The sequence below is a fragment of the Clostridium sp. TF11-13AC genome (assembly GCF_003481065.1).
In the GTDB taxonomy this organism is placed as follows: Bacteria; Bacillota; Clostridia; order Lachnospirales; family Lachnospiraceae; genus Otoolea; species Otoolea fessa.
In genome coordinates this window covers 308,259-335,059 of sequence record NZ_QUKJ01000003.1, presented here as the reverse complement: position 1 = coordinate 335,059, position 26,801 = coordinate 308,259, and the positions used below count along the sequence as shown (strand labels likewise).

The window sequence follows — 26,801 nt, the reverse complement described above, 5'->3', positions numbered from 1 at the left end:
AGAAGCAGGAAGATAATAGGTAAAAGAATTATTTAAAGCGGTTGAGCGGGGGGCAGCCGCTTTTCTTTTTTGGAAAAGAGTATCACTGTATGGATGATTTTATGTGGGCTATATATACGACATCTGTCGGATTGGCGGTTACTATATATGGGAAAGTATGATATGATTGATTTATGGAAGTTCAGATGATTTTGCAAAAAACTATCTCACTGTGAAGATTGATAATCTGTAGATGGCAAAACGGATAGGAACGTGAAGAACAGAGAAGTGAGCATATTTATGCAAAAAGGAAAAACAAATAGTAGTTTGCAAAATATAAATAATGATTTATAAATGATGGTCAGAGTGCTAATATATAATAAGAATGGTTAATTTAAAAATGTATGTTGGTGAGGAGGGAATATATGATTCCTGAAATTCGCTTGCTTGCAGCAAAAGCCAGCAAAGAGAATGATAATTTGTGGCTTCCGCTGTTAGACCACTTAAAAGACACAGCTGGAGTTATAGAATACCTGGCGAGCAGATGGCTACCGGGGTCTGTGTATGATGAGATGGAGATCTCGAGAAAAGAGGGAATACGATTAGCAAAACTGCTCGCATTGCTGCATGATATAGGGAAAGGTATTCCGGCATTCCAGACAAGAATATTGGAACAGCTTCCAGACATCAGGTGTTTTCAAGAATCGGCCGGAATTGAAACAAACTTGAATAAAACACAGATGGATATTAAACATGCACATGCAGGGGCTGTCCTTCTTCGAGCAATGGGATATCCGGAATCAGTGGCAGCAATTGTAGGTGCACACCATGGATCTCCCGAACCCAATAATATGGATGATGACGCAATCGATGAATTAACATTAGAGCGAAAAAAATACGGAGATAAAAAATCTATATGGCGGAAAATGCAAGAGGAACTCTTGAAATGGGCATTAGAAGAGGCGGGATATTCGGAAAAGGAAGAAATTTCAGGTATTTCGGAAGCAGCTCAGATGCTTTTTTGTGGACTTTTGATTATGGCAGACTGGATTGCAAGCAACAGCTATTATTTTCCGTTGTTATCTGTAACAGATGATCCAGAACCATATGATAATAATCGGTCAAGGAATGCAATGAGACATCTTAACCTATCGGATGGATGTTTGATGGGTTCTGCGTGGAAACAGGAGGATTTTTTTGAAGAGAGGTTCCATTTTACTGCAAATCGAGTACAGAAGGAAATGTATGGTGTTGCAGCCAGAATGGAAAAACCAGGATTGATCATTCTGGAGGCACCAATGGGAGAAGGAAAAACGGAGGCGGCTCTGGCAGCAGCTGAGATTCTTATGAATCGTTTCGATTTAAAAGGAATTGCCTTTTTTCTCCCATCACAGGCAACAACAAATGCCATGTTTACAAGAATCAGTTCCTGGCTAACAGGTCAGTCAGATGTTAATCAGGTTTCGATCCAGCTTTATCATTCCAATGCGGAATTAAATGAAGATTTTAGAAAACTGGAATATGGGGATGTCTGCATAGAAGACGATGATCAGGATGCTTTGATAGTTCATAGCTTTTTTAGAGGAAAGAAAACAAGAATGTTATCCGATATTGTGGTTGGCACAATCGATCAGCTTCTGATGGCAGCATTGATGCAGAAACATGTGATGCTTCGTCATCTGGGGCTTGCAGGAAAAGTTGCAGTGATTGATGAGTGCCATTCATTTGATCCTTATATGAATACATATTTGGAACGTATTTTGCAGTGGCTGGGGATTTATCATATTCCGGTAATTCTTTTGTCAGCTACGCTCCCTGGGGATAAACGATTGGCTTTGATGCAGGCATATGCCGGAAAGAAAAAATGTAAAAATGTCTTGATTAAGGAAACAACTTCATACCCGTTGATTTCATGGTCAGATCACGAACGAGTACAATTAATACCAATTCCTTATGATAAAAAAGACAGGGTTGTTCAGATTGTTAGAGAGAATGAAGAACAACTGGAAGAAGAAGTCCGCAATGTATTGAAACATGGCGGGTGTATGGGAATTATATTAAATACTGTTTCAAGAGTGCAGAAAATTGCAAAATTCATACAGGATAAATTTCCGGAAGCAAAAGTATTGATTGATCATTCGCAGTTTATACTTCCGGATCGACTTGAACATGAGAAAGAAATTTTGAACTGTGTTGGAAAACATTCGGCGAATGAGCAGAGAAGAGAGGTGATTGTAGTTGGAAGTCAGGTGTTGGAGCAATCATTGGATCTTGATTTTGATGTACTGATAACAGATTTATGCCCAATGGATCTTTTATTGCAAAGAATTGGTCGTCTTCATCGTCATGAGAGGAAAAGACCAGAAATGTTTGAAAGTGCCAGATGCATAGTATTGAATTCAGAGTTAGACAATCTGGAAAAGGGAGCGACAGAGGTTTATGGAGAATATCTGCTGCTGCAGACATCAGCACTTCTTCCGGAAAAGATTATGATTCCATCGGATATCTGCTCATTGGTACAGAAGACTTATTGCGAAACAGATGATAATCAACGCTTTCAGAATGCATATGAAGATTATAAGAAGAAGTGCATGCTTAGGAAACAGAATGCGAAACCATATTGTCTGGAGAAACCAGAGATAGGAAAATGTGGAGGGACTTTAGTAGGGCTTCTGGATAAGTCGGTTGGCTTAGACGATATAAAAGCACAGGCAGCAGTGAGGGATGGAAATCCATCAATAGAAGTGATAGTTGTAAAAGAAGCAGAATCTGGTTTTGCATCTATAATTGCTGGGAAATCAAAGGGGAAAAAATACAATCTCAAGGAAACTTTATCGATAGAGGAAGCCAGAGAAATATCAGAGCAAAAACTCCGCCTTCCTCAAAGATTTGCGCAATCATGGTGCGTGGGACGTGTGATAGAACAATTACGGATAGATATGGAACGGCATACAGAAGAGTGGAAAAACAGTCCCATGCTGGAAGGTGAGTTAATATTATTTTTAGATACGACAAATCACGTGAGTTTAGATGAAATCCAGCTGTTTTACGATGAAAAGAAGGGTCTAGAATGGGAGGTTGAGAAACGTGGATGATAAAAAATTCAATCTTTTAGAAGAACCATGGGTTTGTGTTATGCAGGAAAATGGAGAAGTAAAGGAACTATCATTGATAGATGCACTGATCCATGCACACCAGTATCGAAGATTATCTGGAGAGTTGCCAACGCAGGATGTTGCAGTATTAAGATTACTTCTGGCAGTATTGCAAACAGTTGTTTATCGATATGATGCAGATGGAAATGAAGACGAACTTGTAGAAACAGAGGATGCATATGAACGGTGGGAAGAAATTTGGAATGAAGGAAAACTTCCGGAGAAACCGATTCGGGAATATTTAGCAAAGTGGAAGGAACGCTTTTATCTATACGATAGTAACAGACCCTTTTATCAGGTGCCGAAGGCTGCTATTGGAACAGAATGTAAAGCAGCAAAGCTAAATGGTGAAATCTCAGAGAGCAGTAATAAACTGCGCTTATTTTCAAATCGTGCAGGAAAAGAAAAGAAATTTTTAAGTGATTCAGAAGCAGCTAGATGGCTGTTGTATCTGAATGGATATGATGATACATCTGCAAAGCCAAAGCAAAAGGGGCTTCCATCACCCGGAACCGGATGGCTTGGAAAACTGGGATTAATTTATGCAGATGGAAGCAATTTATTTGAAACCTTGATGTTGAACCTTGTAGTGGTCAATATTTCAGATAAAGAATGTTGGGACAGTCCAAAACCTGTGTGGGAAGCAGAAACAGTTAAGAGTGCGGAGAGAACCGAAATTGTGGTCCCATCAAATCAGGCAGAGCTACTGACAGTACAATCCAGAAGAATTCTTCTAAAAAAAGAGGTGCAAGGGGTCAGTGGTTATTATGTGTTGGGAGGTGATTTTTTTCCAAAAGAAGCAGCATATATGGAACAAATGACTGTATGGAAAAAATATGAACCGAAAGGAAATGCCGTTCCGTATTATCAGCCAAGAAGGCATTTGCCAGAAAAACAGATGTGGCGCGACTTTTCAAACCTTGTTATGTCAGATCAGGAAAACAGAACACCGGGTGTGCTTAGGTGGGTCGCTTGGCTGAAAGATAAGAAAATGATTGATAAAAAGAATATCATTTGCTTTAAGACAGCCTCGGTACAATATGGGGACAAAGACTTTTTTGTAAAAGATGTTCTTGGCGATTACCTGGAATTTCATACAGAATTATTAACTGCAAATGGAAAAATATTGGTAAGAATCATACGAGAAGAGATTGAAAAATGTGAAAAAGCAGCAAATATAGTTAATCATTTAACAGAAGACTTAAAGAAGGCTGCAGGAGATTGTTCAGGTGAAAAAACTCAATATGGAAAAGAAGAGTACTTTTACCAGATAGATATACCATTCCGTAGATGGTTAAAGGAATTGGATCCGATAGGTGAGAGTGATTCTGAATATTATGAGAACATTCGAAACGACTGGAGAGTTCAGGCATATCGGATAGCGGAAAAGCTTGGGATGAACTATGTTGAACAAGCAGGAGATAAGGCTTTTGTTGGGCGGGAAATACAAGAAAAAAAGGATGGAGTTGAAAGAAAAGTTTATTATTCATCTTCAAGCGCTTTTAATATATTTAAGGTGTCATTGAAAAAATGCTTTGAGCAGTAGCAAGGAGGGATTATATGGGAAACCAGGGACAGATGGTCAGAAAGTGTATGGCCATGCGCCTGAAACAATGGGAGAATGAGCCAAATGATGCACGCGTCAAAGGAGAATTGGCACAGCTTCGTCATGGAATCGGAAAAAAGCCCGGAGAGGTTCCAGAAATGTGGGAACTTTTATTTAACAGATTTCCGGAAGAATTGATGAGCAGAAATGGAGAGCCTAGTTGGGCTGAGTGGGCGGTATCTCTTTCGTTATGTATGTATGCTCTGCATCAGCAGGGAAGTGATATTCACCAAAAAAACATGCATAGCGAACAGCAACCATTAGGAAAGGCAGTTAGAAAATTGGCGGCTTTGCAGGATGAATCAGAACTGACACGAATTCGAAAACGATTTACCGTTTTTGCAACATCGGCGGATATTGAAGAATGTGCGTATTATCTTCGAGGATTAGTGCAGCTTCTGCGGGCAAAGGGAGTGCCGATGGATTATATTCAGCTAGCATATGACCTATATCAATTTCAAACGGAGAATGGCGCCCAGAAGGTTAAGCTTCGCTGGGGACAGGATTTTTATCGAGTAGTAAAACAGGAAGAGGAGGAAAAAGAAAATGAGTAAAAATTTGTATATTGATCTTCATGTAATTCAAACACTTCCGCCGAGCTGCGTAAATCGTGATGATACAGGCAGCCCCAAGACAGCGATTTATGGTGGTGTAACCAGAGCAAGAGTTTCAAGTCAATCCTGGAAACGTGCAATGCGCCTTATGTTTGCTGATATGTATACAGAAGAAGAAAAGGGAATTCGAACAAAGAAAATTGTAGATCTGCTTGCAAAGAAAATATCTGAGTTGGATTCGGAAATTCAGAGTGCTGAAAAATTGGCAAAAAAGGTATTAGAAGCAGCCGGAATTAAATTAACAGAAAAAAATGGAAAAGCAGAAACAGGAGCTCTGTTTTTTATTAGTGCAAAACAAATTGAAAAATTGGCAGAACTGGCAATTGCTCATCCGGATGGAAAATTTGAAAAAGAGGATAAAAAGGAATTGCAGGAGGCATTAAAAAACTACCCGTCAGTTGATCTTGCTTTGTTTGGCCGCATGGTGGCAGATGAACCATCCTTGAATTACGACGCAACGGCACAAGTGGCCCATGCCATATCAACACATGCTGTACATAATGAGTATGATTACTTTACAGCTGTTGATGATTGTACATCGGAAGATAATTCCGGGGCAGGACATCTTGGTACAGTAGAGTATAATTCATCTACCTTATATCGTTATGCGACTGTGAATGCGGCAGAACTTGCAAACTATTTGGGAGGAGATACTCCGAAAGCGGTTAAAAATTTTGCAGAGGCATTTATCACCAGTATGCCGACAGGAAAACAAAATACATTTGCAAACAGAACACGTCCGGATGCTGTTTATGTGACGGTTCGCAGAGATCAGCCGGTTAATATGGCAGGCGCTTTTGAAAAACCAGTTACCACAAAGGGTGGATATGTGGAGCAGTCAATAAAGGCATTGGTTGATTATGCAAAAGAATCTTATGAAGATTATGTAAATGAGCCGGAAATGGCATTTGCAGTGGGAAGAGAGTTGGAGTCGCTTGCGACAACAATGAATCTGACAAAATTATTAGATGAACTAGAAAAACAGGTTTTGAATGCTCTGGAAGAGGTGACGAAATAATGAGTACATTGCTGCTTCGGTTGGCAGCACCACTTCAATCATGGGGAATTGATTCAAAGTTTGATATTCGTCGGACAGGGCGGGAACCCAGTAAAAGCGGGGTGATCGGACTTATCTGTGCAGCACTTGGAATTAAGAGAGATGATGATGATATGGTGAGCCAGTTAGCAACACTGCGATTTGGTGTGCGTGTGGATAAAGAGGGGCATTTTGTGCGTGATTTTCACATGGTACGACCAAAAAAGGGAGAACCATATGTCACAAATCGCTATTATCTTGCGGATGCAGAATTTCTGGTAGGTTTTGAAAGTGTGGATGAAGAACTTTTGAAAAAGATCGAATATGCATTATTGAATCCAGTGTTTCCGTTATATCTGGGACGAAGATCGTGTCCGCCGACCGGAAGATTATGCCTTGGTATCAGAAAATTGGAATTGGAAGAAGCTTTGCTTGAAGAAGCATTTCGGAATGAATCAACTGAAACAGTACGCATAGTAATGGATGCAAAAGAAGGAGAAGACGGAAATATTGTTAAGGATCTTCCGATATCCTACAATCCAGAGCACAGAAAATATACGTTTCGAAAAGTGACGGAGAAATATCGGGCGGTGCGAGAACCGCTTCAATGCCATGATCCAATGGCAGAATTGGGGTGATTGGTTTGTATTTAAGTAGAATGACATTGGATGTGACTAAAAGGAAAACATTGCGGGCATTGAGCTCGCCAAACCTGTTTCATGGAGCCGTTGAGGCTTCGTTTGATATGACAGAAGCAGTTCGTCATAGAAAGCTATGGAGAATCGATCGGCTTAATAGTAAGTATTATTTGCTTATTCTAAGCCGGGAAAAACCGGATCTCTCAGAAGCAGTAAGTCAATTTGCACCAGAAGGTGAAGAATGTGTGACAAAAGGGTATGATCCTTTTCTGGAAAAAATCAAAGCTGATACATGGTGGCATTTTCGTTTGACGGCAAATCCAACATACCAGAAAGCTGTGGGAAAGGATCAAAGAGGTAGAATTTGTGCACATACTACAGCAGATAATCAGCGAAAATGGCTTATAAAACAGGGTAAACTGCATGGTTTTGCAGTGAGTGAAGATTCTTTTGAGATTAGGGAATCTAAATGGTACCATTTTAATAAGGCTTCTGGAAAGAATCAGGTTAGTATGCTGTCTGTAACATATGAAGGTATTTTAAAAATAGTGGATGAAGAGAAAGTACGAAAAATGCTGATAGACGGTATTGGACGTGAAAAGGCATATGGAGTAGGTCTTATGACATTGGTACATATGGAGAAGGGAACAGTATGACAAATATTCCTGGAATGATACGGCCGGAAATCCAGATGCTGCCGCAGGTTGCAGATCGTCTGACGTTCCTTTATCTGGAAAGATGTGTCCTAAATCGACAGGATAGTGCAATTACAGTCGCAGATGATAGAGGAACCGTTTTTGTACCGGCAGCAGCAATCAGTGTGATTATGCTGGGACCTGGAACAAAGATTACTCATCGGGCAATGGAGTTAATCGGAGACGCTGGGGTCACAGTGATATGGGTGGGAGAACATGGGGTGCGTTATTACGCATCGGGCCGCCCACTTACCCACCGTGCAGCTTTATTGCAGAGACAGGCAGAATTAGTCGGTAATACAAGAATGCATTTAAATATTGTGAGGCAGATGTATTCCATGCGATTTCCCAAAGAAGATGTTTCCCGCCTTACACTTCAGCAGTTAAGAGGGCGGGAGGGAGCGCGAATTCGCGCCGTATATAAAAAAGCATCAAAAGAGTGGAATGTGCCTTGGAATGGGCGTGAATACGATCCAGATGATTTTACAAGTGGAGATTCTGTTAACCAGGCATTATCTGCCGGACATGCATGTCTTTATGGCTTGGCACATGCGGTAATTGCTGCGTTAGGGTGCTCTCCGGGATTGGGATTTGTACATGTTGGACATGAAAACTCATTTGTATATGATATTGCAGATTTATATAAGGCAGATATCACGATTCCGTTAGCGTTTGAGGTGGCTGCAACGATTTCCAAGGAAGAAATTCCGTCTGTAATGCGGAGAAAAACCAGAGATAAAATGGTAAAAATGAATATTCTGAAACAAATGGTGCATGATATCAAATCTTTGTTTGCCAAAGAAGGAGAAGCAGAGGATTCAGATGCAGTATATTTGTGGGATAACAAAGTCGGGGAAGTTGAGAATGGGCATTCGTATGGAGACGATCTTGAAGAAGGTGAATAATGGTAGTTGTAACGCTGACTGATTGCCCATCTAAATTGCGCGGAGATCTTACGAAGTGGCTTATGGAGATCAATACAGGAGTATATGTTGGAAAGGTGAGCGCAAGAATTCGAGAAATGCTTTGGACGCGAATCTGTGAGAATCTGTCGCAGGGACGGGCAACAATGGTATATAGTACTAATAATGAACAGGGAATGGAATTCTGTGTGCACAACTCATCCTGGAAACCTGTGGATTTTGATGGAATACAATTGGTTATGCGGCCAGAGCAGGGACGATGTGAAACAAAAGCGCGTTCAAGTCGGGCAGAAGTACAACAGATGTTGCTTAAGAAAAAGCAATCTCAAACATATAAAGAACGACATGAAGGTTATGTGGTAATTGATTTAGAGACAACAGGATTAAATAGTTCATCAGATGAGATTATTGAGTTGGCGGCGATTAGAATCATTAACCACAAAATTGCAGACCAATTGGAGATTCTAGTGAAAGCAGAAAAAGGTGTTCCAAAAGTAATTACTGAACTTACGGGGATTACAGAGGAGATTCTTGAGGAAAAGGGGATGGTTCTTTCTTCAGCGATAGAGAAGTTTTGTGAATTTATTGGACAAAGTACAATAGTGGGTCATAACATCGCATTTGATCGCAGCTTTTTAAAGGAAGCTTGTCGAAAGACCAATCGTATGAATCTAAAAAATCCGGCAAAAGATACATTAGATCTTGCGAGAAGACGAATCGATGATATTGATGATTATAAGCTGCATGCACTAGCAGACTATTTCCAGATAAAAGTTGAGGAGGAACATAGGGCATTAAGTGATTGCATCACAACATTTCAGGTGTTTGAGAAACTAAATGAAATTTAGAGATGGAGATCGGGAAAAGGTTGTAAATAAGGGATTTTTTTAGTGTATTCCCCGCGCAAGCGGGGGTGATCCCAGGTAAAGCGCTTGACTTTGACTCAAGTAAATGTATTCCCCGCGCAAGCGGGGGTGATCCCAGAATATGACCGATTTAGAAATACTATGTATTGTATTCCCCGCGCAAGCGGGGGTGATCCTCCCGGTGAGGTCGTCACTGTATGTAATGGCGTATTCCCCGCGCAAGCGGGGGTGATCCGTACCTGGTAAGTTATTGCCAAAAAGAATACCTGTATTCCCCGCGCAAGCGGGGGTGATCCCTTTAATTATAACTTTGCCGTAGAGCATAGGAGGTATTCCCCGCGCAAGCGGGGGTGATCCTTAATGAAACGTTTTTATCTTCAATAAATTGAGGTATTCCCCGCGCAAGCGGGGGTGATCCCGGACGGCGGCTATTACTGGGAACGATAAAGGGGTATTCCCCGCGCAAGCGGGGGTGATCCCTGCTCCGGATACCTTGATTTTAAAAGGCAAAAGTATTCCCCGCGCAAGCGGGGGTAATCCCTACGACAGGACAGAGGAGACAACGGACACACGGTATTCCCTGCGCAAGCGGGGGTGATCCTGTGGGAGACATAGATTTATACAAACAGGAGTTGTATTCCCCGCGCAAGCGGGGGCGATCCTTCCGAGATTCTTTAACGTCTGGATATCACGGCGTATTCCCCGCGCAAGCGGGGGTGATCCCGAAAAACCGGAATGGTTGACGATGGATCAGATGTATTCCCCGCGTAAGCGGGGGTGTTTTTCCTAAAATCTAAAGTTTGGGAAGATAAGAACAACCTTATGATTTCAACATATGAAGCCATAAGGTTGTTTTTTCGTATAGAAAACTTCACTGCTGCATCTTGAAGGTCACCAGAATTTGTGGGAAATGATAGGTGGTTGTTTGCTCAGTTTTTTGAAATATAGATGATTTTATCACAGGTGTAAAGTTCTTCCCCCCTCTGTTTCGCGTTTCATATCCGATATATTTACAATTCCCATCCAACTGACTATAATAAAGAATGCCCGTTTGTCTGCAAAGGCGCGGAACCATATCCATCTGCATCAGGGCGATATGACAGAAAAATGAACTTAAAAGAATGGAAGAAAGAACAATGGATGTAATTGAAAAATTTGGAAATAGGGTGAGCAGCCAGGCGCTTAAGGATCCGGAAAAAGCGCGTCGGCTGCTTCTTGCGGGATACCGCCTGCAGGAAAAGAAGCTTCAGTTTTTGCCGGATCGGGGACTGCCGTCGTCGGGACAGTATGTGGCGCGGGTGGTTATGAAAAATATCATTCAGTCGCTGTCGGAACCGGAGAATGCGGCGATGGTCAGCATATTTGTGCCGGGAGAGCTGGTGATGGCGGCAGGGCTGACGCCGTACTCAGTGGAGGCGATGTCCTGTTTTATGGCGGGAACGAAGTGTGAGCAGACGTTTCTTCGGAAAACGGAGGAAGAAGGATTTCCGGAGACGATGTGTTCGTACCACAGGGTGTTTCTGGGGGCGGCGCTGACGGGGATTCTGCCAAAACCGAACTGCATGATTTATACGAACCTTGCGTGTGATGGAAATATGATGACGTTTCCGTATTTAAAGGATAAATTTGAATGTCCAGGCTTTTATATTGATGTTCCGTATGAGAAAAACCGGGAATCGGTTCTGTATGTGGCGGATCAGCTGCGGAAATTGAAACGGTTTCTGGAGGAGACGACGGACAGACGGATTTCGGAGGAAACAGTGCGGAGTGCGGTAGATAACAGCCGGAAAGCGGCGGCGAATTATAAAAAACAGCTTGCCCTGCGGTGTGCGCATGACCCGGTGACCTCTCTGACGAATGAATTGTATGCGCTTTTTATGTGCCATCTGATGGCTGGCTCAGAGACGGCGGTTACCTATACGGAAAAACTTCTGCGCGATGTGCGGATGTCACCGAGGGGAGATGGTCTTTCGGTAATCTGGATGCACATCATGCCATTTTTACAGGAGCCGGTTAAGGATATTTTTAATTATAGTAAGAAAATGCACATCCGCGCTTGTGATTTCATCGCAGATGGTTTTCAGGAGATGCATGCGGAAGACCCGTATGAGGCGATGGCAGAGAAAATGGTCTACTGCATTTACAACGGCAGTGTGAAACAGAGAATTGAGAAAGCGGAACGACTTGCCAGAATCACGGAATCGGATGGTGCTGTTTTATTTGCCCACTGGGGCTGTAAGGGAACGATCGGTGCATCCAGCCTGATTAAGCAGTCCTTAGAAAAGACAGGACTTCCGACGATGATTCTCGACGGTGACGGCTGCAACCCCGCCAATACCAGCGACGGTCAAGTATCGACGCGGCTTCAGGCGTTTGTGGAAATGCTGGAAAAGGGCAAGGAGGAGAAACACGCATGATTTATTACGTCTGTAAGTACACCCCGATTGAGCTGTTCCGGGGGTTTGGAGAAGAATGTTCTGTTTTGGAGGAAATGCCGGAAAATTTTGAACAGTCGGATCAGATTGCACATGCAAATCTGTGCGGCTTTGGAAAATCGGTCATTCAGGCAGTGCTGGAAGGAAAGGTTGAACAGCTGGTGCTGGTAAACTGCTGCGATTCGATGCGGCGCGTTTACGATATCGTGGAGAGCACGGGAAAATGTAAGTTTTTATATATGCTGGATCTGCCGCATGATGATAATGAATGTGAAAAAGTGAAATTTGCGGGTACGATCCGGAGGCTTAAAAAGGCATATGAGGCATATTCCGGGAAAGTGTTTGATAAACGCGCTTTTATCAAGTCCTTTATTACGCCGGAAATGAACACGGAGCCGTACATTGGTGTGCTGGGCGTGCGGGTCAGCGGCATTCTGGAGGATATGATCCGGGACAATATCCAGATGGATGTGGAAAATCTGACCTGTACGGGTGGTCGGAAACTGTCGGTCGTACAGGATGAAATGTGGAATATGGAGGAAGAGGAGCTGTTTCTTTCTTACGCGGACGTCCTGCTGGGACAGATGCCGTGTTTCCGCATGAACCGTTCGATCCGCAGAAACCGTCTGTATCTGGATCCGAATTTAAAGGGAATTATTTATCACACGATCAAGTTCTGTGATTATTATGGATTTGAGTATGCGAGTATCAAGCGGGATATCAAGGTTCCGCTCCTTAAGATTGAGACTGATTTTACGAGCCAGAGCGCGGGGCAGCTTTTGACGCGCATTCAGGCATTTGAGGAGACAATCGAGGGATCAGAGGATATGGATCCGGGAAAAGGTATCAGTGAGGAGGCAAGAAAGAAGATGGAGTCGGGCATTTTTTATGTAGCGGGAATTGACAGCGGTTCGACAAGTACGGATGTGGTCATACTGGATCAGGATGGAAAAATTAAATCGACGATGATTATTCCGACCGGCGGCGGTGCGATGATGAGCGCCGAGAAGAGTCTGGATCTGGCGATTGAGAAAGCGGGAATTAAGAAAGAGGAGATCGTGCGGATCGATACGACCGGATATGGACGATCCTACATTGACAGCGGGGATGACAGCATCACGGAGATTACCTGCCATGCCAAGGGCGCAAATTATCTGAATCCGAATGTCCGCACTATCATCGACATTGGCGGGCAGGATATCAAGGCGATCAGCATCGACGGGCAGGGAGCCGTGAAAAATTTCCTGATGAATGACAAATGTGCCGCCGGAACGGGACGTTTTCTGGAAATGATGGCGAAAACGCTGGGACTTTCCCTGGAGGAAATGAGTGTGAAAGGGCTGGAATGGAAGCATAATATCGTGATTTCCAGCATGTGTACGGTGTTTGCAGAGTCGGAGGTCGTGTCGCTGGTGGCACAGAATAAGGATGTGGCAGATATTATCCACGGTTTAAATGTGTCAGTTGCCTCAAAAGTCGGCGCGTTGGCAGCCCGCCTTGGAAAGGATCATCCAGGCGAATATATGATGACCGGCGGTGTGGCGAAGAACCAGGGTATCATCCAGGCATTGGAAGAGAAGCTTGGTGCTAAACTTTATATCTGTGATGAGGCGCAGCTCTGCGGTGCGCTGGGAGCGGCGCTATTTGCTTATGAGAAATGTAAAGGCAGTGCGGAGGAAACGCGATGAAGCGGCAGGGTTAAAACACTTGTATCGATATTTTCGTCAGATATTCACTGGGAGAGGCTGTGGCCAATTCGTCGATCACAGCCTCTTTATAAGAGTATTTGCCGGTTTTAAACTTGTGTTTATCGATCCAATCAAAGAGTTTTTCGTAGGTGTCTTTCGAGTCATAGTAATTTCCCATTAAGTAAGCAACTGCATAGGTTCCGGCCGGTTTTAAGTGATAGGGGTGATTTTTCGGTTTTGTTATAACTTTTGTGAAAAAATAAGCATAGGTATCCAGATGATTTTTTCGTAAATCTGCCACATCAAGCATGGCACCATAGGGATGACCGGCATTTAGAGAGTGGGCATTGCAGTAACCGATGTGGCGGCAAAGAGCCTGGATGATTTTCTGATGGTCATCTGTATGAATCGGATCGCTGAGAATCAGATATTCTTCCGGTGTCGTCTCGAGAAAAATACGACCATTTTTATTTTCTGTATGGAAGAATAATTCATCTTCGGTGTATTCTGCCTGTTTCTGATTCAGTGATTCCTGGAGTGATACCAGGGATAATTTTATATGATTGGACTGTAAAGTGAATAAAAATCCAAGAATGCATCTACATTCTGAAATCAGAAATCAAATTAAAACATTATAATCTTCGATGCCTCGTTGGGAAGCCAACGGGGTATTTTTTTACCCAATCAGGCTGTATAGGACACCTCAAAACCTACTTTTTTAAAATCGCCCCATTTTGGAAATTTCAAAACAATGGGCAAGAATTAAACGTTATTTTTGATGTTTTTTGGACGGTGCGGGAAGCATACTGATTGGAATCCTTATATCTATGGTATAGCTTTTTGCAATACAAAAAGACTTTACATATGGCTATAAAAATCAACTGTATTCCAAGCGGAACCTTCCCCCATTTTCTGGAACACGAAAAAGAAGAAACGCTTTCGGTCTATCTGGAGGCCGTCAAATGGGCGCTTCTGGAAGAATGAATATGTCCGAAAAAATGTTGGAATTATAATAATATTAATCGAAAAAATGTGATTTATAATAAAATAATGTCCGCAAAAATGCTGTTTAGCAATGGAAATATGCCCTGAAAAGTGTTAAGATAGAATACAGATGCTTTTGGATGTATATGTTGCGCAGGAGGTTTCTTAATGGAAAGAGAGCTGTTTACGAAACTGGAACGATGGATGAATAAAAAGAACAGAAAGCCGCTGATCATACAAGGAGCGCGCCAGGTCGGAAAAACCTGGATTATGAAGGAATTTGGAGCCAGGTTCTATGAAAATACAGTCTATATCAATTTTGATAATAATAAAGCAATGAAGGATGTATTTGACCTAGACTTTGACTTAAAGCGGATCCTTTCTGCAATCAAAATTGAGTACGGAAAGAGTTTTCAGGCTGAAAATACATTGATTATTTTTGATGAGATCCAGGAAGCACCAAAGGCGCTGGCATCTTTAAAATATTTCTATGAGAATGCACCGCAGTATTCTATCATTGCAGCTGGTTCCCTGCTCGGTGTTGCATTACATCAGGGAACATCCTTTCCTGTTGGGAAAGTTGATTTTTTAAAATTATGCCCTATGAGCTTCAAAGAATTCATTTTGGCAGTTGGTGAAAAGGGGTTGCATGAAGCGTTGAGGTCCCAAGATTATGAACTGATCAATGCATATGCCGGGAAATATACGGATTTGTTAAAAAAGTATTATTATGTGGGCGGAATGCCAGAAGTAGTCCAGACATATATTGATTCCGATGATCTATTTGAGGTACGTGAGATCCAAAACAATCTTCTGCAGTACTATGAAGAGGATTTTAGCAAACATGCGCCAAAGGAAGTTGTTCCGCGCATCATGATGGTCTGGAATTCGATTCCTTCCCAATTGGCTAAGGAAAATCGTAAGTTTATGTATGGAGCACTACGAGAGGGTGCACGGGCAAAAGATTTTGAACTTGCAATTCAGGGGTTGGAAGATGCAGGGTTAATCCTGAAAAGCTATAGAGTATCAAAGCCAGATATTCCACTGATTGCGTACATGGAAATGAACAGTTTTAAAATGTTCATGTTCGATGTGGGATTGTTAACAGCAAAGGCCGGACTATCAGCAAGACTTCTATTGGAGGGAAGCCGGATCTTTGAAGAATTCAAGGGGGCACTTACGGAACAGTATGTTGCACAGGAGTTACATGCTGCAGGATATCCGCTTTATTATTTTGCAACAGCACGATCAACTGGAGAGATAGATTTTATGTTGCAGGGAGATTTAGACTGCGTTCCGATTGAGGTGAAGGCAGAACAGAATCTCCGTGCCAGGAGTTTGAGGGCATTTTGCGATAAATATAAGCCGGGCATGGCGATTCGTAGCAGTATGTCAAATTATAAGCAGGAAGACTGGCTGACAAATGTTCCGTTATATATGCTTGCGGAATATTTGAAAAGAACAATATATGTGGTAAGCTGATAACAATTTACCTCAAAACCAACGGGGTATTTTTTGTTCTGAATCAGACAATACAGAAGTTCGCGCTAAGCGAACTAATGAAATGGAGGTTCTGGAGTCCCTTCACGGCAATGTAGTATGTGCATTAGCTGCCGGAATCGGTGACTATGTGCGATGTACTCTCTTGGAATATAGCTATCATGATGGCCAGTTTTGGATTTTTACAGAAGGCGGCGAGAAGTTCATAGGACTTGAGAGGAATAAAAATGTCAGTCTTGCTGTCTTTGAAAAGCCCCCGGACTTTGGTGCGCTGAAAAGCGTACTGGTCATGGGAACGGCAAAGCTCATCGAGCCGATGTTATTTGAGGTTCCTGGATTTGATGAATATTCGGAAAACTTGATAAAAAGTTCGATGATAGGAGTTTGAAAAATTTCTTTCGGGAAAGAATCTGTTGCGGAAACGCGGGAAATACCGTATAATAATGCGGTCTGATCTGCACATATGCAACAGATTTGTCCGTAAAAAAATGAAAAATCAGAATTGTGCGTATTTCAGAAACAATTTTTTGCTGTAAGAGTGAAAAAAAGTTATGTAAACTGTCTGCAAAAAAATACTTGACAAGAATTTGTGTTTTTACGCTTACGGAGAAGAACAAAAAAAGAACTAAAAAACAGCGATGAACACATCGCAAAAAATGAGAAATGTAGGTAAAAATAATTTTATGAGAAAATTAGCATTAAGTGATGAAATCCTTCTCAAGATCTCCCAGCCGGCGCGTTATATTGGCGGCGAGGTGAATATGGTGAAGAAGGATCCGTCGAAGGTAGCAGTCCGGTTTGCCATGTGCTTTCCGGATGTGTATGAGATCGGTATGTCCCATCTGGGCATCCAGATTCTTTATGATATGTTCAACCGCCGGGATGACGTTTACTGTGAGCGCGTTTATTCCCCGTGGATGGACTTAGATCCGATCATGCGGGAGCAGAAGATTCCGCTGTTTGCTGTTGAAAGCCAGGATCCGATCAAAAATTTTGACTTCCTTGGAATTACAATCCAGTACGAAATGTGCTACACCAATATTTTGCAGGTGCTGGAATTATCACAGATTCCGCTCCATGCAGAAGATCGTACCGAGGAGGACCCGATCGTCATCGGCGGCGGTCCGTGTACCTACAATCCGGAGCCGATCGCGCCGTTTTTTGATCTCTTCTATATGGGCGAGGGCGAGGTGGTTTATTTTGACCTGATCGATCGCTACAAGGAGATCAAGGCGCGCGGCGGCAGCCGGAAGGAATTTCTGGAGCAGGCGGCGCAGATTCCGGGTATCTATGTGCCGGGATTTTATGATGTGACATACAAAGAGGATGGCACGATCGAGGCGATGACGCCGAACAACCCGCACGCGCCGCAGACCGTTTCCAAGCAGCTTGTCATGGATATGAGCGATACCTGGTATCCGGAGAAGCCGGTGGTTCCGTATCTGCGCGCGACGCAGGACCGTGTGGTTCTCGAGATCATGCGCGGCTGTATCCGTGGATGCCGTTTCTGCCAGGCGGGCATGGTATACCGCCCGGTGCGCGAGCGCAGCCTGGAGGAACTGAAACGTCTGGCGCGGACGATGCTAAAGAGCACCGGACATGAGGAAATTTCGCTGAGTTCGCTGAGCTCTAGTGATTACACGAAGCTGGAGGGAATCGTCAATTTTCTGATCGACGAGTTTGACGGAAAGGGCGTCAATGTGTCTCTGCCGTCCCTGCGTATTGACGCATTTTCCCTCGATGTCATGAGCAAGGTGCAGGACGTGAAGAAGAGCAGCTTGACCTTTGCACCGGAGGCGGGATCCCAGCGTCTGCGTAACGTTATCAACAAGGGTCTGACCGAGGAAAACATTTTAAATGGTTCTGCCGAGGCGTTCAAGGGCGGCTGGAACCGCGTAAAGCTCTACTTCATGCTGGGACTTCCGACTGAGACCGTGGAAGATATGCAGGGCATTGCCGAGCTTTCGGAGAAGGTGGCGGAAGTGTACTATGACACGGTTCCGAAGGAGCAGCGCCACGGCAAGGTGCAGGTAACTGCCAGCACCTCGTTCTTTGTGCCGAAGCCATTTACCCCGTTCCAGTGGGCGCCGATGTGCACGAAAGAGCAGTTCTTGGAGCGCGCGAGCATCGTCAACCACCGCATGAAAGAGATGTTAAATAAGAAGAGTCTTCGCTATAACTGGCATGAGGCGGATGTGACCGTGCTGGAAGGTGTTCTGGCGCGTGGCGACCGCAAGGTGGCAGCTGTGATCGAGGAGGCGTACCGTCAGGGTGCAATCTACGATTCCTGGTCAGAGTATTTCAACAATGATATCTGGATGAAGGCCTTTGAGACTTGCGGCGTGGACATTGATTTCTATACGACGCGTGAGCGAAGCCTTGATGAAGTGTTCCCGTGGGATTTCATCGACGCGGGTGTGACGAAGGATTTCTTAAAACGTGAGTGGGCGAACGCACAGGCGGAAACGGTAACGCCGAACTGCCGGATGCGCTGTTCGGGATGTGGTGTCCGTAAGTACGGCGGCGGAGTCTGTTTCGAAGAACGGGCATGAGGAAGGAGCGGTCATGAAGATACGAATTAAATTTCAAAAACAGGGAACGGTGCGTTTTATCGGTCATCTGGACGTGATGCGTTACTTCCAGAAGGTGATGCGCCGGGCGGAAGTGGATATCCGTTATAGCGAAGGATTCAGCCCGCACCAGATCATGTCGTTTGCGTCTCCGCTCAGCGTGGGGCTTATCAGCCATGCGGAGTATGTGGATATTGATGTCAATTCCAGCGGAAATTCGACCGGGATGGTGCGCCGCTTAAATGAGGTCAGCGCCGAGGGGCTGGAGGTGCTCAGCTACCGCGAGCTTCCGGAGACGGCAAAGAATGCGATGTCGCTGGTGGCAGCTGCTGATTACACATTCTGGTTTAAAGAGGGATTTGCACCGGAGGACGGCAGCAGTGTAGAAGAATTTTTCGGGAAATTCCTGACATTCTGCAAAAACGAGACAATTCCGTTTGTGAAGCAGACGAAAAAGGGCGAGAGAACCGTGGATCTGCGTCCGCTGATCTGTGAGGCGCGAATCGCGGAGCGGAAAGAGTATGTTCCGGCGATGGTCGCAGACTGGTATCCGGATCTGGAAAATGAGACGGTTGAGGAGGAAAAACAGGCAGAAGGAATCTGTGTCTTCCTGCGCCTCTTATCGGGCAGTGCGGCAAACGGAAAGCCGGAGCAGGTATTGCAGGCATTCTATGAGAGCCTGGGGCTGACCTATCGCCCGTTTGCCATTCAGGTCGAGCGCGAGGAGCTGTATGCGGACGAGGGCGCCGAGGGCACACCGGAGTATGTGCCGCTTGAGGCGTATGGAAGCGAGATTGTGTAAATGCTTCAATGTTCATTAAGAGATGAAATGCGAAGCGCCAGCAAAATCCGGCTGCAGGTAGCGCAAAGTGTGAACGGCAGTAAAAAAGAGAGGAGACGAAGAGTTTGGATCAGTTAATAGTGACAAAATGGAAGGATCGAAGCCTGACGGCGCTTCTCTCGGACGGGCACTGCCGGTCGCTGACGCTGGAATCTGGCGATGAAAGCCTGCTGGGGAATATTTACATCGGCAAGGTAAAAAATGTGGTAAAAAACATCAACGCCGCGTTTATTGACCTCGGCGGTGGAAAAACCGGATATTTCAGCCTGGCGGAAAACCTGGTTCCGCTTTATACAGATGAGCTGAACCAGCTATGTTCATTCGGATATTCTGGAAATTCTGAGAAGAAAGTAAGTCCACGGAAACTAAAAGCTGGAGACGAGCTTCTCGTCCAGGTGTCCCGCGACGCCCTGAAAACCAAGGATCCGTCCGTGACCTGCTGTCTGAATTTTCCGGGTACCTATATGGTTCTGACGGTTGGAAAACCGCAGATCGGATTTTCGGCAAAAATCAAGGATAATGCCTGGAAAGAGAAGGTGCGGGAGGAACTTCTGACACATAAGGATGAGCGTTTTGGACTGATTGTCCGGACGAACGGGGCGTCGGCTTCCATCGAAACACTCTGTGCCGAGACGGAGAAGCTGAAACAGCAGATGGAAGAACTTTTTGCCCGGGCAGCCTGCCGCACCTGTTACAGCCTTTTAGAGCAGGGTACGCCGCCCTATATCCAGAGTCTTAGGGATGCGAAGAAAGGAACCCTTTCGGAGATCATCACAGATGTGCCGGAGTATGCGAAGAAGATTGAGGCATGGCTGGAGGAAGAGAAGGAAGAGGACAAGGAACAAAAAGAAAATCAGACCCAGGCAGATAAAAATGAAAGCATAAAACAGGCGGTTCCGAAATTGTCCCTATATACAGATGAGAACCTTCCATTAATGAAGCTGTACCGCCTGGAATCGGTGCTTAAAAGTGCATCGGATCGCCGTGTCTGGATGAAATCCGGTGGATATCTTGTGATTGAACCTACGGAAGCGTTGACAGTTATCGATGTCAATACGGGGAAATACACCGGCAAGAAGACACCGGCGGAGACCATTCTTAAGATTAATCTGGAGGCGGCGCATGAGGTGGCGCGCCAGCTTTCCCTGCGGAATCTTTCCGGTATTATTATTGTGGATTTTATCGATATGGAATCGAAAGAAGATCAGGAGACGCTGATGCGGACGCTCGGGGAAGAGCTTTCCCGTGACCCGGTCAAAACGATCCTGGTGGATATGACGCGGCTTGGGCTGGTGGAGATCACCCGCAAAAAGGTGCGTCGTCCGCTTCATGAGATTTTGTAGCGGTTGAATCATAGAATGAAACATACAAGGAGAAGAAAAGATGTTTGAAAAAGTATTTAAGCTATCCGAGCATCAGACGACCGTAAAGACGGAAGTCATGGCTGGAATTACGACCTTCATGACGATGGCGTACATTCTGGCAGTTAATCCGAGCATTCTCGGATCGACCGGCATGGACCCGACTGCGGTGCTTCTGGCTACGGCTCTGGCATCATTCATCGGTACTGCCTGCATGGCATTTATGGCGAACCTGCCGTTCGTTCTGTCCGCAGGCATGGGACTCAACGCGTATATGGCGTATACGGTGTGCGCGGGCTATGGCTATAGCTGGCATGTTGCACTGCTGGCTGTATTTGCAGAGGGTCTGATCTTCATCGTGCTGTCTCTGACAAACGTGCGCGAGGCGATCTTCAATGCGATTCCGTTGACTTTAAAGCGCGGTGTGTCCGTCGGTATCGGTCTGTTCATCGCATTTATCGGTCTTCAGAATGCGGGACTTTCAGTAGACTCTTCCACACTGGTAACGATCATCAGCTTCCCGGAAAATTTCCATACCGCGGGTATTTGCGCGCTGCTGGCGCTGATCGGTCTGTTTATCATGGCGGTTTTATACACCTACCGTGTGAAGGGCGCGATTCTGTACGGCATTCTGGGAACCTGGATTCTCGGTATGCTGTGCCAGGTAACCGGCATTTACACACCGGACGTAGAGAATGGTTTCTACACCCTGTTCCCGACCCTGGGAATCACCGATTTCTCCAAACTGGGAGAGACATTTGGTAAATGCTTTACCGTTGACTTCGATGCAGTTGGAATTATCAATTTTATCGTAGTTATTTTCTCATTCCTGTTTGTAGATATTTTTGATACACTTGGTACATTAATTGGTGTAGCAACCAAGGCAGACATGCTGGACGAGGAAGGCCGTCTTCCGGGTATCCGTCCGGCGCTGATGGCAGATGCGATCGCAACTTCCTTTGGTGCGGTATTAGGTACTTCCACAACGACTACCTTCGTTGAGTCTGCATCGGGTGTTGCAGTCGGCGGACGTACCGGTCTGACTGCCCTGGTATCGGCACTCCTGTTCCTGCTTTCCACCCTGTTTGCACCGATTTTTACGGCGATCCCGTCCTTTGCGACGGCTCCGGCATTAATCATGGTTGGCTTCCTGATGGTGGGAACTGTAACCGAAATTCGTTTCGATGAGGACAATATCACCGAGGCAATCCCGGCATATCTGGCAATCATCGCCATGCCGTTGTTCTACAGCATTTCCGAGGGTATTTCCATGGGAATTATCTCTTATGTGCTTTTGAATGTGGCAGCAGGAAAAGCAAAGAAGATCACTCCGCTTATGTATGTGCTGGCGGTGCTCTTCGTTCTCAAATACATTTTCCTGTAACAACTTGTAATAATTTAACCCCTGAAAACTTGACGAAAACAGGTTTTCATAATAAAATAGTCTATATCAAAAAAAGTTTTTAAAATTTTTTTGATTAACGTGCAATAAAATGCGTATGCAGCGCATTAACTTATTGAACGGATGAAAATCATTCCCGCGCGGAAGAACGTGGACAGAGACGAACAAAAACAAATCAAGTTACTCGAAATTCCTTGATGCATTACACTCCGTTACGAACTGTCCAAGATTTTCTGCTGGGATCTTTTCGGTATCGGTTGACAACCAGCAACCGATATTGGGTAAAAAGCGCCGGACCTGCTTGCAGTGCCGGCGCTTTTTACTGTACAAAAAAAGGGTAATTTTTACCAGGAATATCTCATTGACATTTTGGCGGGCAGACGGTATAAAGGACAGAGGGTAACTGTTCACAGGTAGGAATTTTCTGAACTGAAAATTCCGTACGATACAGTTCTGGCAGCAGATTTTGCCGATTTGGAATGCGCAGCATCGGCAAAATCTCGTTGCTGGGCACACGTGTGTGAACAGTAACGACAGAAGAGGGAGTAGACTCTGGCGAAAGAAACACGCATGGAACCAGTTCTGGGAGGAAAAGTTAAGAAAACATGAAAACAAAACAGCAGGGCGGGTTTCATACGGAGGTAGGGTACATATGAAGATAGAAAATGATTTGGGGCGGGACGATATCCGGCGGCTGGTGCTCCGTCTGGCGATTCCTTCGATGCTGGCGCAGTTTATCAATGTGCTCTACAGCGTGGTCGATCGAATCTATATTGGAAATATCCCGGTGATCGGGGAGACGGCGCTTGCGGGCGTCGGCGTCAGCGGACCGATTGTGACGCTGATCTCCGCGTTTGCCTATCTGGTCGGTCTGGGCGGCTCGCCGCTCATGAGCATCCGTATGGGCGAGGGGCAGAATGAGAAAGCGAAAAAGATTCTGGCGAACAGCTTCTGGATGATTGTCGGGTTGTCGGCGGTTCTGACGTTGGTTTTGTTTGTGTTTAAACGTGAAATTTTGACGCGGTTTGGTGCGAGTGAGGCGATTCTGCCGTATGCGGAATCGTATTTTACGATCTATCTGCTGGGAACGGTCTTTGCACTGCTTTCGATCGGAATGAACCAGTTTATTATCTGCCAGGGATTTGCGCGGATTGGAATGATTTCGGTGGCGCTCGGCGCGGTAACGAATATTGTGCTGGATCCGGTGTTTATTTTTGTGCTTGACATGGGCGTGGCGGGGGCAGCGTTTGCCACGGTTTTGTCACAGCTTGCGTCGGCGGTCTTTGTCCTTCGTTTTCTGCGTGGAAACCGCGTGCTTCTGCGGCTTGAATTTGAATGTCCGCAGGTAAAGACAGTCTGTAAGATTGCGCTGATGGGACTGTCGCCATTTTTGATCATCGCATTTGATAATGTGCTGATCATTTCGCTCAATACGGTAATTCAGATGTATGGCGGCGCGGAGGCGGACATGCTTTTGACCTGTACGACAATCGTGCAGAGCTTTATGCTGATCGTGACGATGCCGCTCGGAGGCATTACATCGGGAACGGGGGCGATCCTGGGATTCAATTTCGGCGCGGGACGCCCGGATCGGATCCGGAGCGCACAGAAGTATATCACATTGCTGGCGGTGGTGCAGTGCAGCATCATGTTCCTGTTTTCCCGGACGCTGGCGCAATATTTTGTGTATCTCTTTACGCGCAATGAGTCCTATGTGGAACTGACTGTCTGGGCGATCCGGGTCTACACGATGGGGATTATTCCGCTGGCAGTCCAGTATGAGGTCGTAGATGGATTTACCGGAATGGGTGTGCCGTCGGTGGCGATCTCGCTGTCAATGTTCCGGAAGCTGCTGTACCTGGTCAGCGTGTTCCTGATTCCGGTGTTTGCGGGAGTTGAAAATGTTTTCTATGCAGAAGTGGTATCGGATTTCGGCGGAACGACGGTGTCGGTGATCGTGTATCTTCTTTTGATTGGGCGCATTATGGGGCGCTGTGTAGAGCGCGCTAAATTGAACGGGAAAGCAGTGGAAGCAGACACTTGAAGCGGCGCTTAAAATGGCTGAAAATGTGTGTCAGATAACGTTGTCATCAATCAATAAATGAAAAAAATAATGGATTGACAAACGGATTCTCTGGATCTATAATGCAATACAGATAATGAATGACAACAAAATAACGATATCTTCAGGGCAGGGTGTAATTCCCGACCGGCGGTAAAGTCCGCGAGCGCATGGCGCATGATTTGGTGCAATTCCAAAACCGACTGTATAGTCTGGATGAAAGAAGAGAAAACGTAAATAAAAACGGCGGTGCCGGGAAGCTTCCAGATACACTCCCCCGGATGATGGATATGGCGGATATATACCGCTATGGCAAAAGAGAGAGAAAAGTCATCGAGAATGGATGTAAAAAAATATTTACGATAATTAATATCATGAAAGATATTATAAAATAGAAATTATAAGCCCTGAGATGTGAAAATAAAAGTATTTCACATTTCAGGGCTTTTTTGTTTCAATAGAAAATTGTATCATATGAAACAAAAAACGCTCCGTGAGGATGCACACTTGCGCGAAGCAGAAATATGTCGCAGGCGACCGCATTCGGTGCGAGAATGTGCCTTGGCACATTCTTTTGATAGAAAGGTGGGGAAAAAGATGGAACGAATCCATGTAAAGGTTCCCGGTGAGCAGCTACAGGATCGGGAATATATGAAGCAGGCGTTAGCACTGGCAGAAAAAGGGCACGGATGGGTCAATCCGAATCCGATGGTCGGCGCGGTGCTGGTAAAGGATGGACGCATCATCGGCGAGGGATATCATACACGATATGGACAGCTTCATGCAGAACGGGAGGCATTTAAGAATGCGGCAGAGCGAGGCGAAGAGACGGCGGGAGCAGATTTGTATGTGACGCTGGAACCCTGCTGTCACACCGGAAAACAGCCGCCGTGTACGGAAGCGGTGCTGGCATCCGGGGTGAAGCGCGTGATTGTCGGCTGCACGGATCCGAATCCGGTGGTGGCAGGGCGCGGCATCCGGCTTCTGAGGGAAAAAGGGCTGGAAGTGGTGGCCGGAGTTTTACGCGGAGAGTGTGAACGGCAGAATGAGGTGTTCTTCCATTTCATGCGGACGAAACTTCCGTTTACGGTGCTGAAATACGCGATGACACTCGACGGAAAGACAGCGACGGTGTTGGGTAAATCCCAGTGGATCACGGGCGAGGCGGCGCGGAAGCGGGTGCATGAGGACCGCGGGCGTTATATGGCGATTCTGACTGGCGTTTCGACGGTGCTGGCGGACAATCCGCAGCTGACCTGCCGGATTCCGGGAGGGAAAAATCCGATCCGGGTGATTGCAGATACGAAGCTTCGGACGCCGCTTTCATCGACCGTGGTACAGACCGCGCGGGAGACACCGACCTGGATTGTGACGGCGGTATCGGATGCCGGAAGAAAGAAAGCATATGAGGACGCCGGCTGTCGTGTTTTAAGTGTCCCGGCAAAAGAGGGAGAACTGGATTTGCAGGCGATGATGCAGCGGCTGGGCGAGGAAAAAGTGGACAGCGTGATGGTCGAGAGCGGCGGGACGCTGGCATGGTCGTTTTTAAAGGCAGGGCTTGTGAACCGGGTGCAGGCCTACATTGCACCGAAGATTTTCGGAGGGGCAGGCGCCCCGACCCCGGTGAGGGGAACCGGTGTGGATGCGCCGCCGGAGGCATTTCTTCTTAAAAAGCCGGAGGCAGTGTGGCTGGGAGAGGATCTGCTGCTGGAATATGAGGTGTCCGGTCAAGATGCATGAGGCGGTGTTAGAACGGGAAAAAATCGCTGATTTGAAAAGGAGAAAAGATGTTCACAGGAATCATAGAGGAAGTGGGAAGGATCCGTGCGATTGAGCGCCAGGCAGTCTCGGCACGGCTGACGGTTGCTGCGTCCAAGGTGCTCTCGGATGTTCATCTGGGCGACAGCATTGCGGTCAACGGTGTGTGTCTGACGGTCACGTCATTTGGGAGAGATTATTTCTGTGCGGATGTAATGCATGAGACGCTGAACCGTTCGTCCCTGGGGGCGCTGGGTGTCAAAAGCCCGGTCAATCTGGAGCGGGCGATGCTGGCGGGCGGACGGTTTGGCGGACATATCGTCTCCGGTCACATCGATGGAACTGGAACCATCCGGGATGTGCGCCGGGACGGAAATGCCGTCTGGTATACGATTCAGGCCCCAGAACCGATTCTGCGGCTGATTGTGGAAAAAGGATCGATCGCGATCGACGGAATCAGCCTGACGGTCGCACGGGTGGATCACGTATCATTTTCCGTTTCCATCATCCCGCATACACTGCAGGAGACAGCGCTTGCGTTTAAGAGGGCAGGCGATATCGTCAATCTGGAAAATGACTGCATTGGAAAGTATGTGGCGAAGCTGATGGGAGTAGAAGAAGAGGATAAGGCAGGAAAGGGCATGACAAGAGAATTTCTGCAGCGATATGGATTTTAATAGAGGAGGAG

General features: G+C 45.7%; 20 protein-coding genes, 1 CRISPR repeat array and 1 riboswitch. Of the genes, 19 read left to right on the top strand and 1 reads right to left on the bottom strand.

Annotated features, from left to right (window positions below; all coding sequences use genetic code 11):
- The first annotated feature begins 404 nt into the window (after nucleotides 1-404).
- The 10 genes from cas3 to DXD12_RS08840 all read left to right on the top strand — a co-directional run bounded on the left by cas3 (nucleotide 405) and on the right by DXD12_RS08840 (nucleotide 13,635).
- Nucleotides 405-3,074, top strand: coding sequence for a CRISPR-associated helicase Cas3' (cas3, locus tag DXD12_RS08885; protein WP_182432178.1), 2,670 nt, complete (start codon nucleotides 405-407; stop codon nucleotides 3,072-3,074).
- Nucleotides 3,067-4,680: a type I-E CRISPR-associated protein Cse1/CasA gene (gene casA, locus DXD12_RS08880; RefSeq protein ID WP_118629455.1), complete on the top strand. Its 1,614-nt coding sequence runs from the start codon at nucleotides 3,067-3,069 to the stop codon at nucleotides 4,678-4,680. Before cas3 ends, casA begins: the two co-directional genes overlap by 8 nt.
- Nucleotides 4,681-4,694: 14 nt before the next feature.
- Entirely contained in the window at nucleotides 4,695-5,294 is a 600-nt protein-coding gene (gene casB, locus DXD12_RS08875) for a type I-E CRISPR-associated protein Cse2/CasB (RefSeq protein WP_118629457.1), read from the top strand.
- Nucleotides 5,287-6,372: a type I-E CRISPR-associated protein Cas7/Cse4/CasC gene (gene cas7e, locus DXD12_RS08870; protein WP_118629459.1), complete on the top strand. Its 1,086-nt coding sequence runs from the start codon at nucleotides 5,287-5,289 to the stop codon at nucleotides 6,370-6,372. The genes casB and cas7e overlap by 8 nt, the downstream gene beginning before the upstream one ends.
- Nucleotides 6,372-7,028 (top strand): type I-E CRISPR-associated protein Cas5/CasD, encoded by a 657-nt coding sequence (gene cas5e / locus DXD12_RS08865; RefSeq protein WP_118629461.1) that lies wholly within the window; start codon nucleotides 6,372-6,374, stop codon nucleotides 7,026-7,028. The genes cas7e and cas5e overlap by 1 nt, the downstream gene beginning before the upstream one ends.
- Entirely contained in the window at nucleotides 7,025-7,684 is a 660-nt protein-coding gene (gene cas6e, locus DXD12_RS08860; protein WP_118629463.1) for a type I-E CRISPR-associated protein Cas6/Cse3/CasE, read from the top strand. Before cas5e ends, cas6e begins: the two co-directional genes overlap by 4 nt.
- Nucleotides 7,681-8,628 (top strand): type I-E CRISPR-associated endonuclease Cas1e, encoded by a 948-nt coding sequence (gene cas1e / locus DXD12_RS08855; RefSeq protein ID WP_118638112.1) that lies wholly within the window; start codon nucleotides 7,681-7,683, stop codon nucleotides 8,626-8,628. The genes cas6e and cas1e overlap by 4 nt, the downstream gene beginning before the upstream one ends.
- Entirely contained in the window at nucleotides 8,628-9,494 is an 867-nt protein-coding gene (gene cas2e / locus DXD12_RS08850; protein ID WP_118629467.1) for a type I-E CRISPR-associated endoribonuclease Cas2e, read from the top strand. Before cas1e ends, cas2e begins: the two co-directional genes overlap by 1 nt.
- A 44-nt stretch (nucleotides 9,495-9,538) precedes the next feature.
- Nucleotides 9,539-10,296: a CRISPR direct-repeat array (repeat unit 28 nt; unit sequence GTATTCCCCGCGCAAGCGGGGGTGATCC).
- A gap of 352 nt (nucleotides 10,297-10,648) precedes the next feature.
- Complete coding sequence (locus tag DXD12_RS08845) at nucleotides 10,649-11,929, top strand: 2-hydroxyacyl-CoA dehydratase family protein (protein ID WP_118523243.1); 1,281 nt, start codon at nucleotides 10,649-10,651, stop codon at nucleotides 11,927-11,929.
- Nucleotides 11,926-13,635 carry an acyl-CoA dehydratase activase gene (locus DXD12_RS08840; RefSeq protein WP_118471956.1) on the top strand — a complete coding sequence of 570 codons (1,710 nt, stop codon included), beginning with the start codon at nucleotides 11,926-11,928 and terminating at the stop codon, nucleotides 13,633-13,635. Before DXD12_RS08845 ends, DXD12_RS08840 begins: the two co-directional genes overlap by 4 nt.
- Nucleotides 13,636-13,645: 10 nt before the next feature.
- On the opposite strand, the gene DXD12_RS08835 is transcribed toward DXD12_RS08840, so the two are convergent.
- Nucleotides 13,646-14,017, bottom strand: a complete 372-nt coding sequence (locus DXD12_RS08835) for a GyrI-like domain-containing protein (RefSeq protein ID WP_347561381.1) — start codon at nucleotides 14,015-14,017, stop codon at nucleotides 13,646-13,648.
- A 770-nt stretch (nucleotides 14,018-14,787) separates the two neighbouring features.
- On the opposite strand from DXD12_RS08835, the gene DXD12_RS08830 reads away from it, so the two are divergent.
- The 9 genes from DXD12_RS08830 (at nucleotide 14,788) to DXD12_RS08790 (ending at nucleotide 26,790) form a co-directional block, all read left to right on the top strand.
- Nucleotides 14,788-16,101, top strand: a complete 1,314-nt coding sequence (locus DXD12_RS08830; protein WP_118629471.1) for an AAA family ATPase — start codon at nucleotides 14,788-14,790, stop codon at nucleotides 16,099-16,101.
- Nucleotides 16,102-16,183: 82 nt separating this feature from the next.
- A complete protein-coding gene (locus tag DXD12_RS08825; RefSeq protein WP_118467244.1) occupies nucleotides 16,184-16,507 on the top strand; it encodes a pyridoxamine 5'-phosphate oxidase family protein in 324 nt (107 codons plus the stop codon).
- A 295-nt stretch (nucleotides 16,508-16,802) separates the two neighbouring features.
- The gene (locus DXD12_RS08820; RefSeq protein ID WP_118638259.1) at nucleotides 16,803-18,671 is read left to right on the top strand and encodes a TIGR03960 family B12-binding radical SAM protein; all 1,869 of its coding nucleotides are present in this window, start codon (nucleotides 16,803-16,805) and stop codon (nucleotides 18,669-18,671) included.
- A gap of 13 nt (nucleotides 18,672-18,684) precedes the next feature.
- Nucleotides 18,685-19,491, top strand: a complete 807-nt coding sequence (locus DXD12_RS08815; RefSeq protein ID WP_118522542.1) for a TIGR03936 family radical SAM-associated protein — start codon at nucleotides 18,685-18,687, stop codon at nucleotides 19,489-19,491.
- Between the two features lie 104 nt (nucleotides 19,492-19,595).
- Nucleotides 19,596-20,873: a ribonuclease E/G gene (locus DXD12_RS08810; RefSeq protein WP_118638110.1), complete on the top strand. Its 1,278-nt coding sequence runs from the start codon at nucleotides 19,596-19,598 to the stop codon at nucleotides 20,871-20,873.
- Nucleotides 20,874-20,913: 40 nt separating this feature from the next.
- Entirely contained in the window at nucleotides 20,914-22,275 is a 1,362-nt protein-coding gene (locus tag DXD12_RS08805) for an NCS2 family permease (RefSeq protein WP_022359656.1), read from the top strand.
- Between the two features lie 670 nt (nucleotides 22,276-22,945).
- On the top strand, nucleotides 22,946-24,337 hold the full coding sequence (locus DXD12_RS08800; RefSeq protein ID WP_118471968.1) for an MATE family efflux transporter: 1,392 nt from the start codon (nucleotides 22,946-22,948) through the stop codon (nucleotides 24,335-24,337).
- Between the two features lie 134 nt (nucleotides 24,338-24,471).
- Nucleotides 24,472-24,587: riboswitch (FMN riboswitch) on the top strand.
- A 365-nt stretch (nucleotides 24,588-24,952) separates the two neighbouring features.
- Nucleotides 24,953-26,095 (top strand): bifunctional diaminohydroxyphosphoribosylaminopyrimidine deaminase/5-amino-6-(5-phosphoribosylamino)uracil reductase RibD, encoded by a 1,143-nt coding sequence (ribD, locus tag DXD12_RS08795; protein ID WP_118467254.1) that lies wholly within the window; start codon nucleotides 24,953-24,955, stop codon nucleotides 26,093-26,095.
- Nucleotides 26,096-26,142: 47 nt separating this feature from the next.
- A complete protein-coding gene (locus DXD12_RS08790; protein ID WP_118471970.1) occupies nucleotides 26,143-26,790 on the top strand; it encodes a riboflavin synthase in 648 nt (215 codons plus the stop codon).
- The last annotated feature ends 11 nt before the right edge of the window (nucleotides 26,791-26,801 follow it).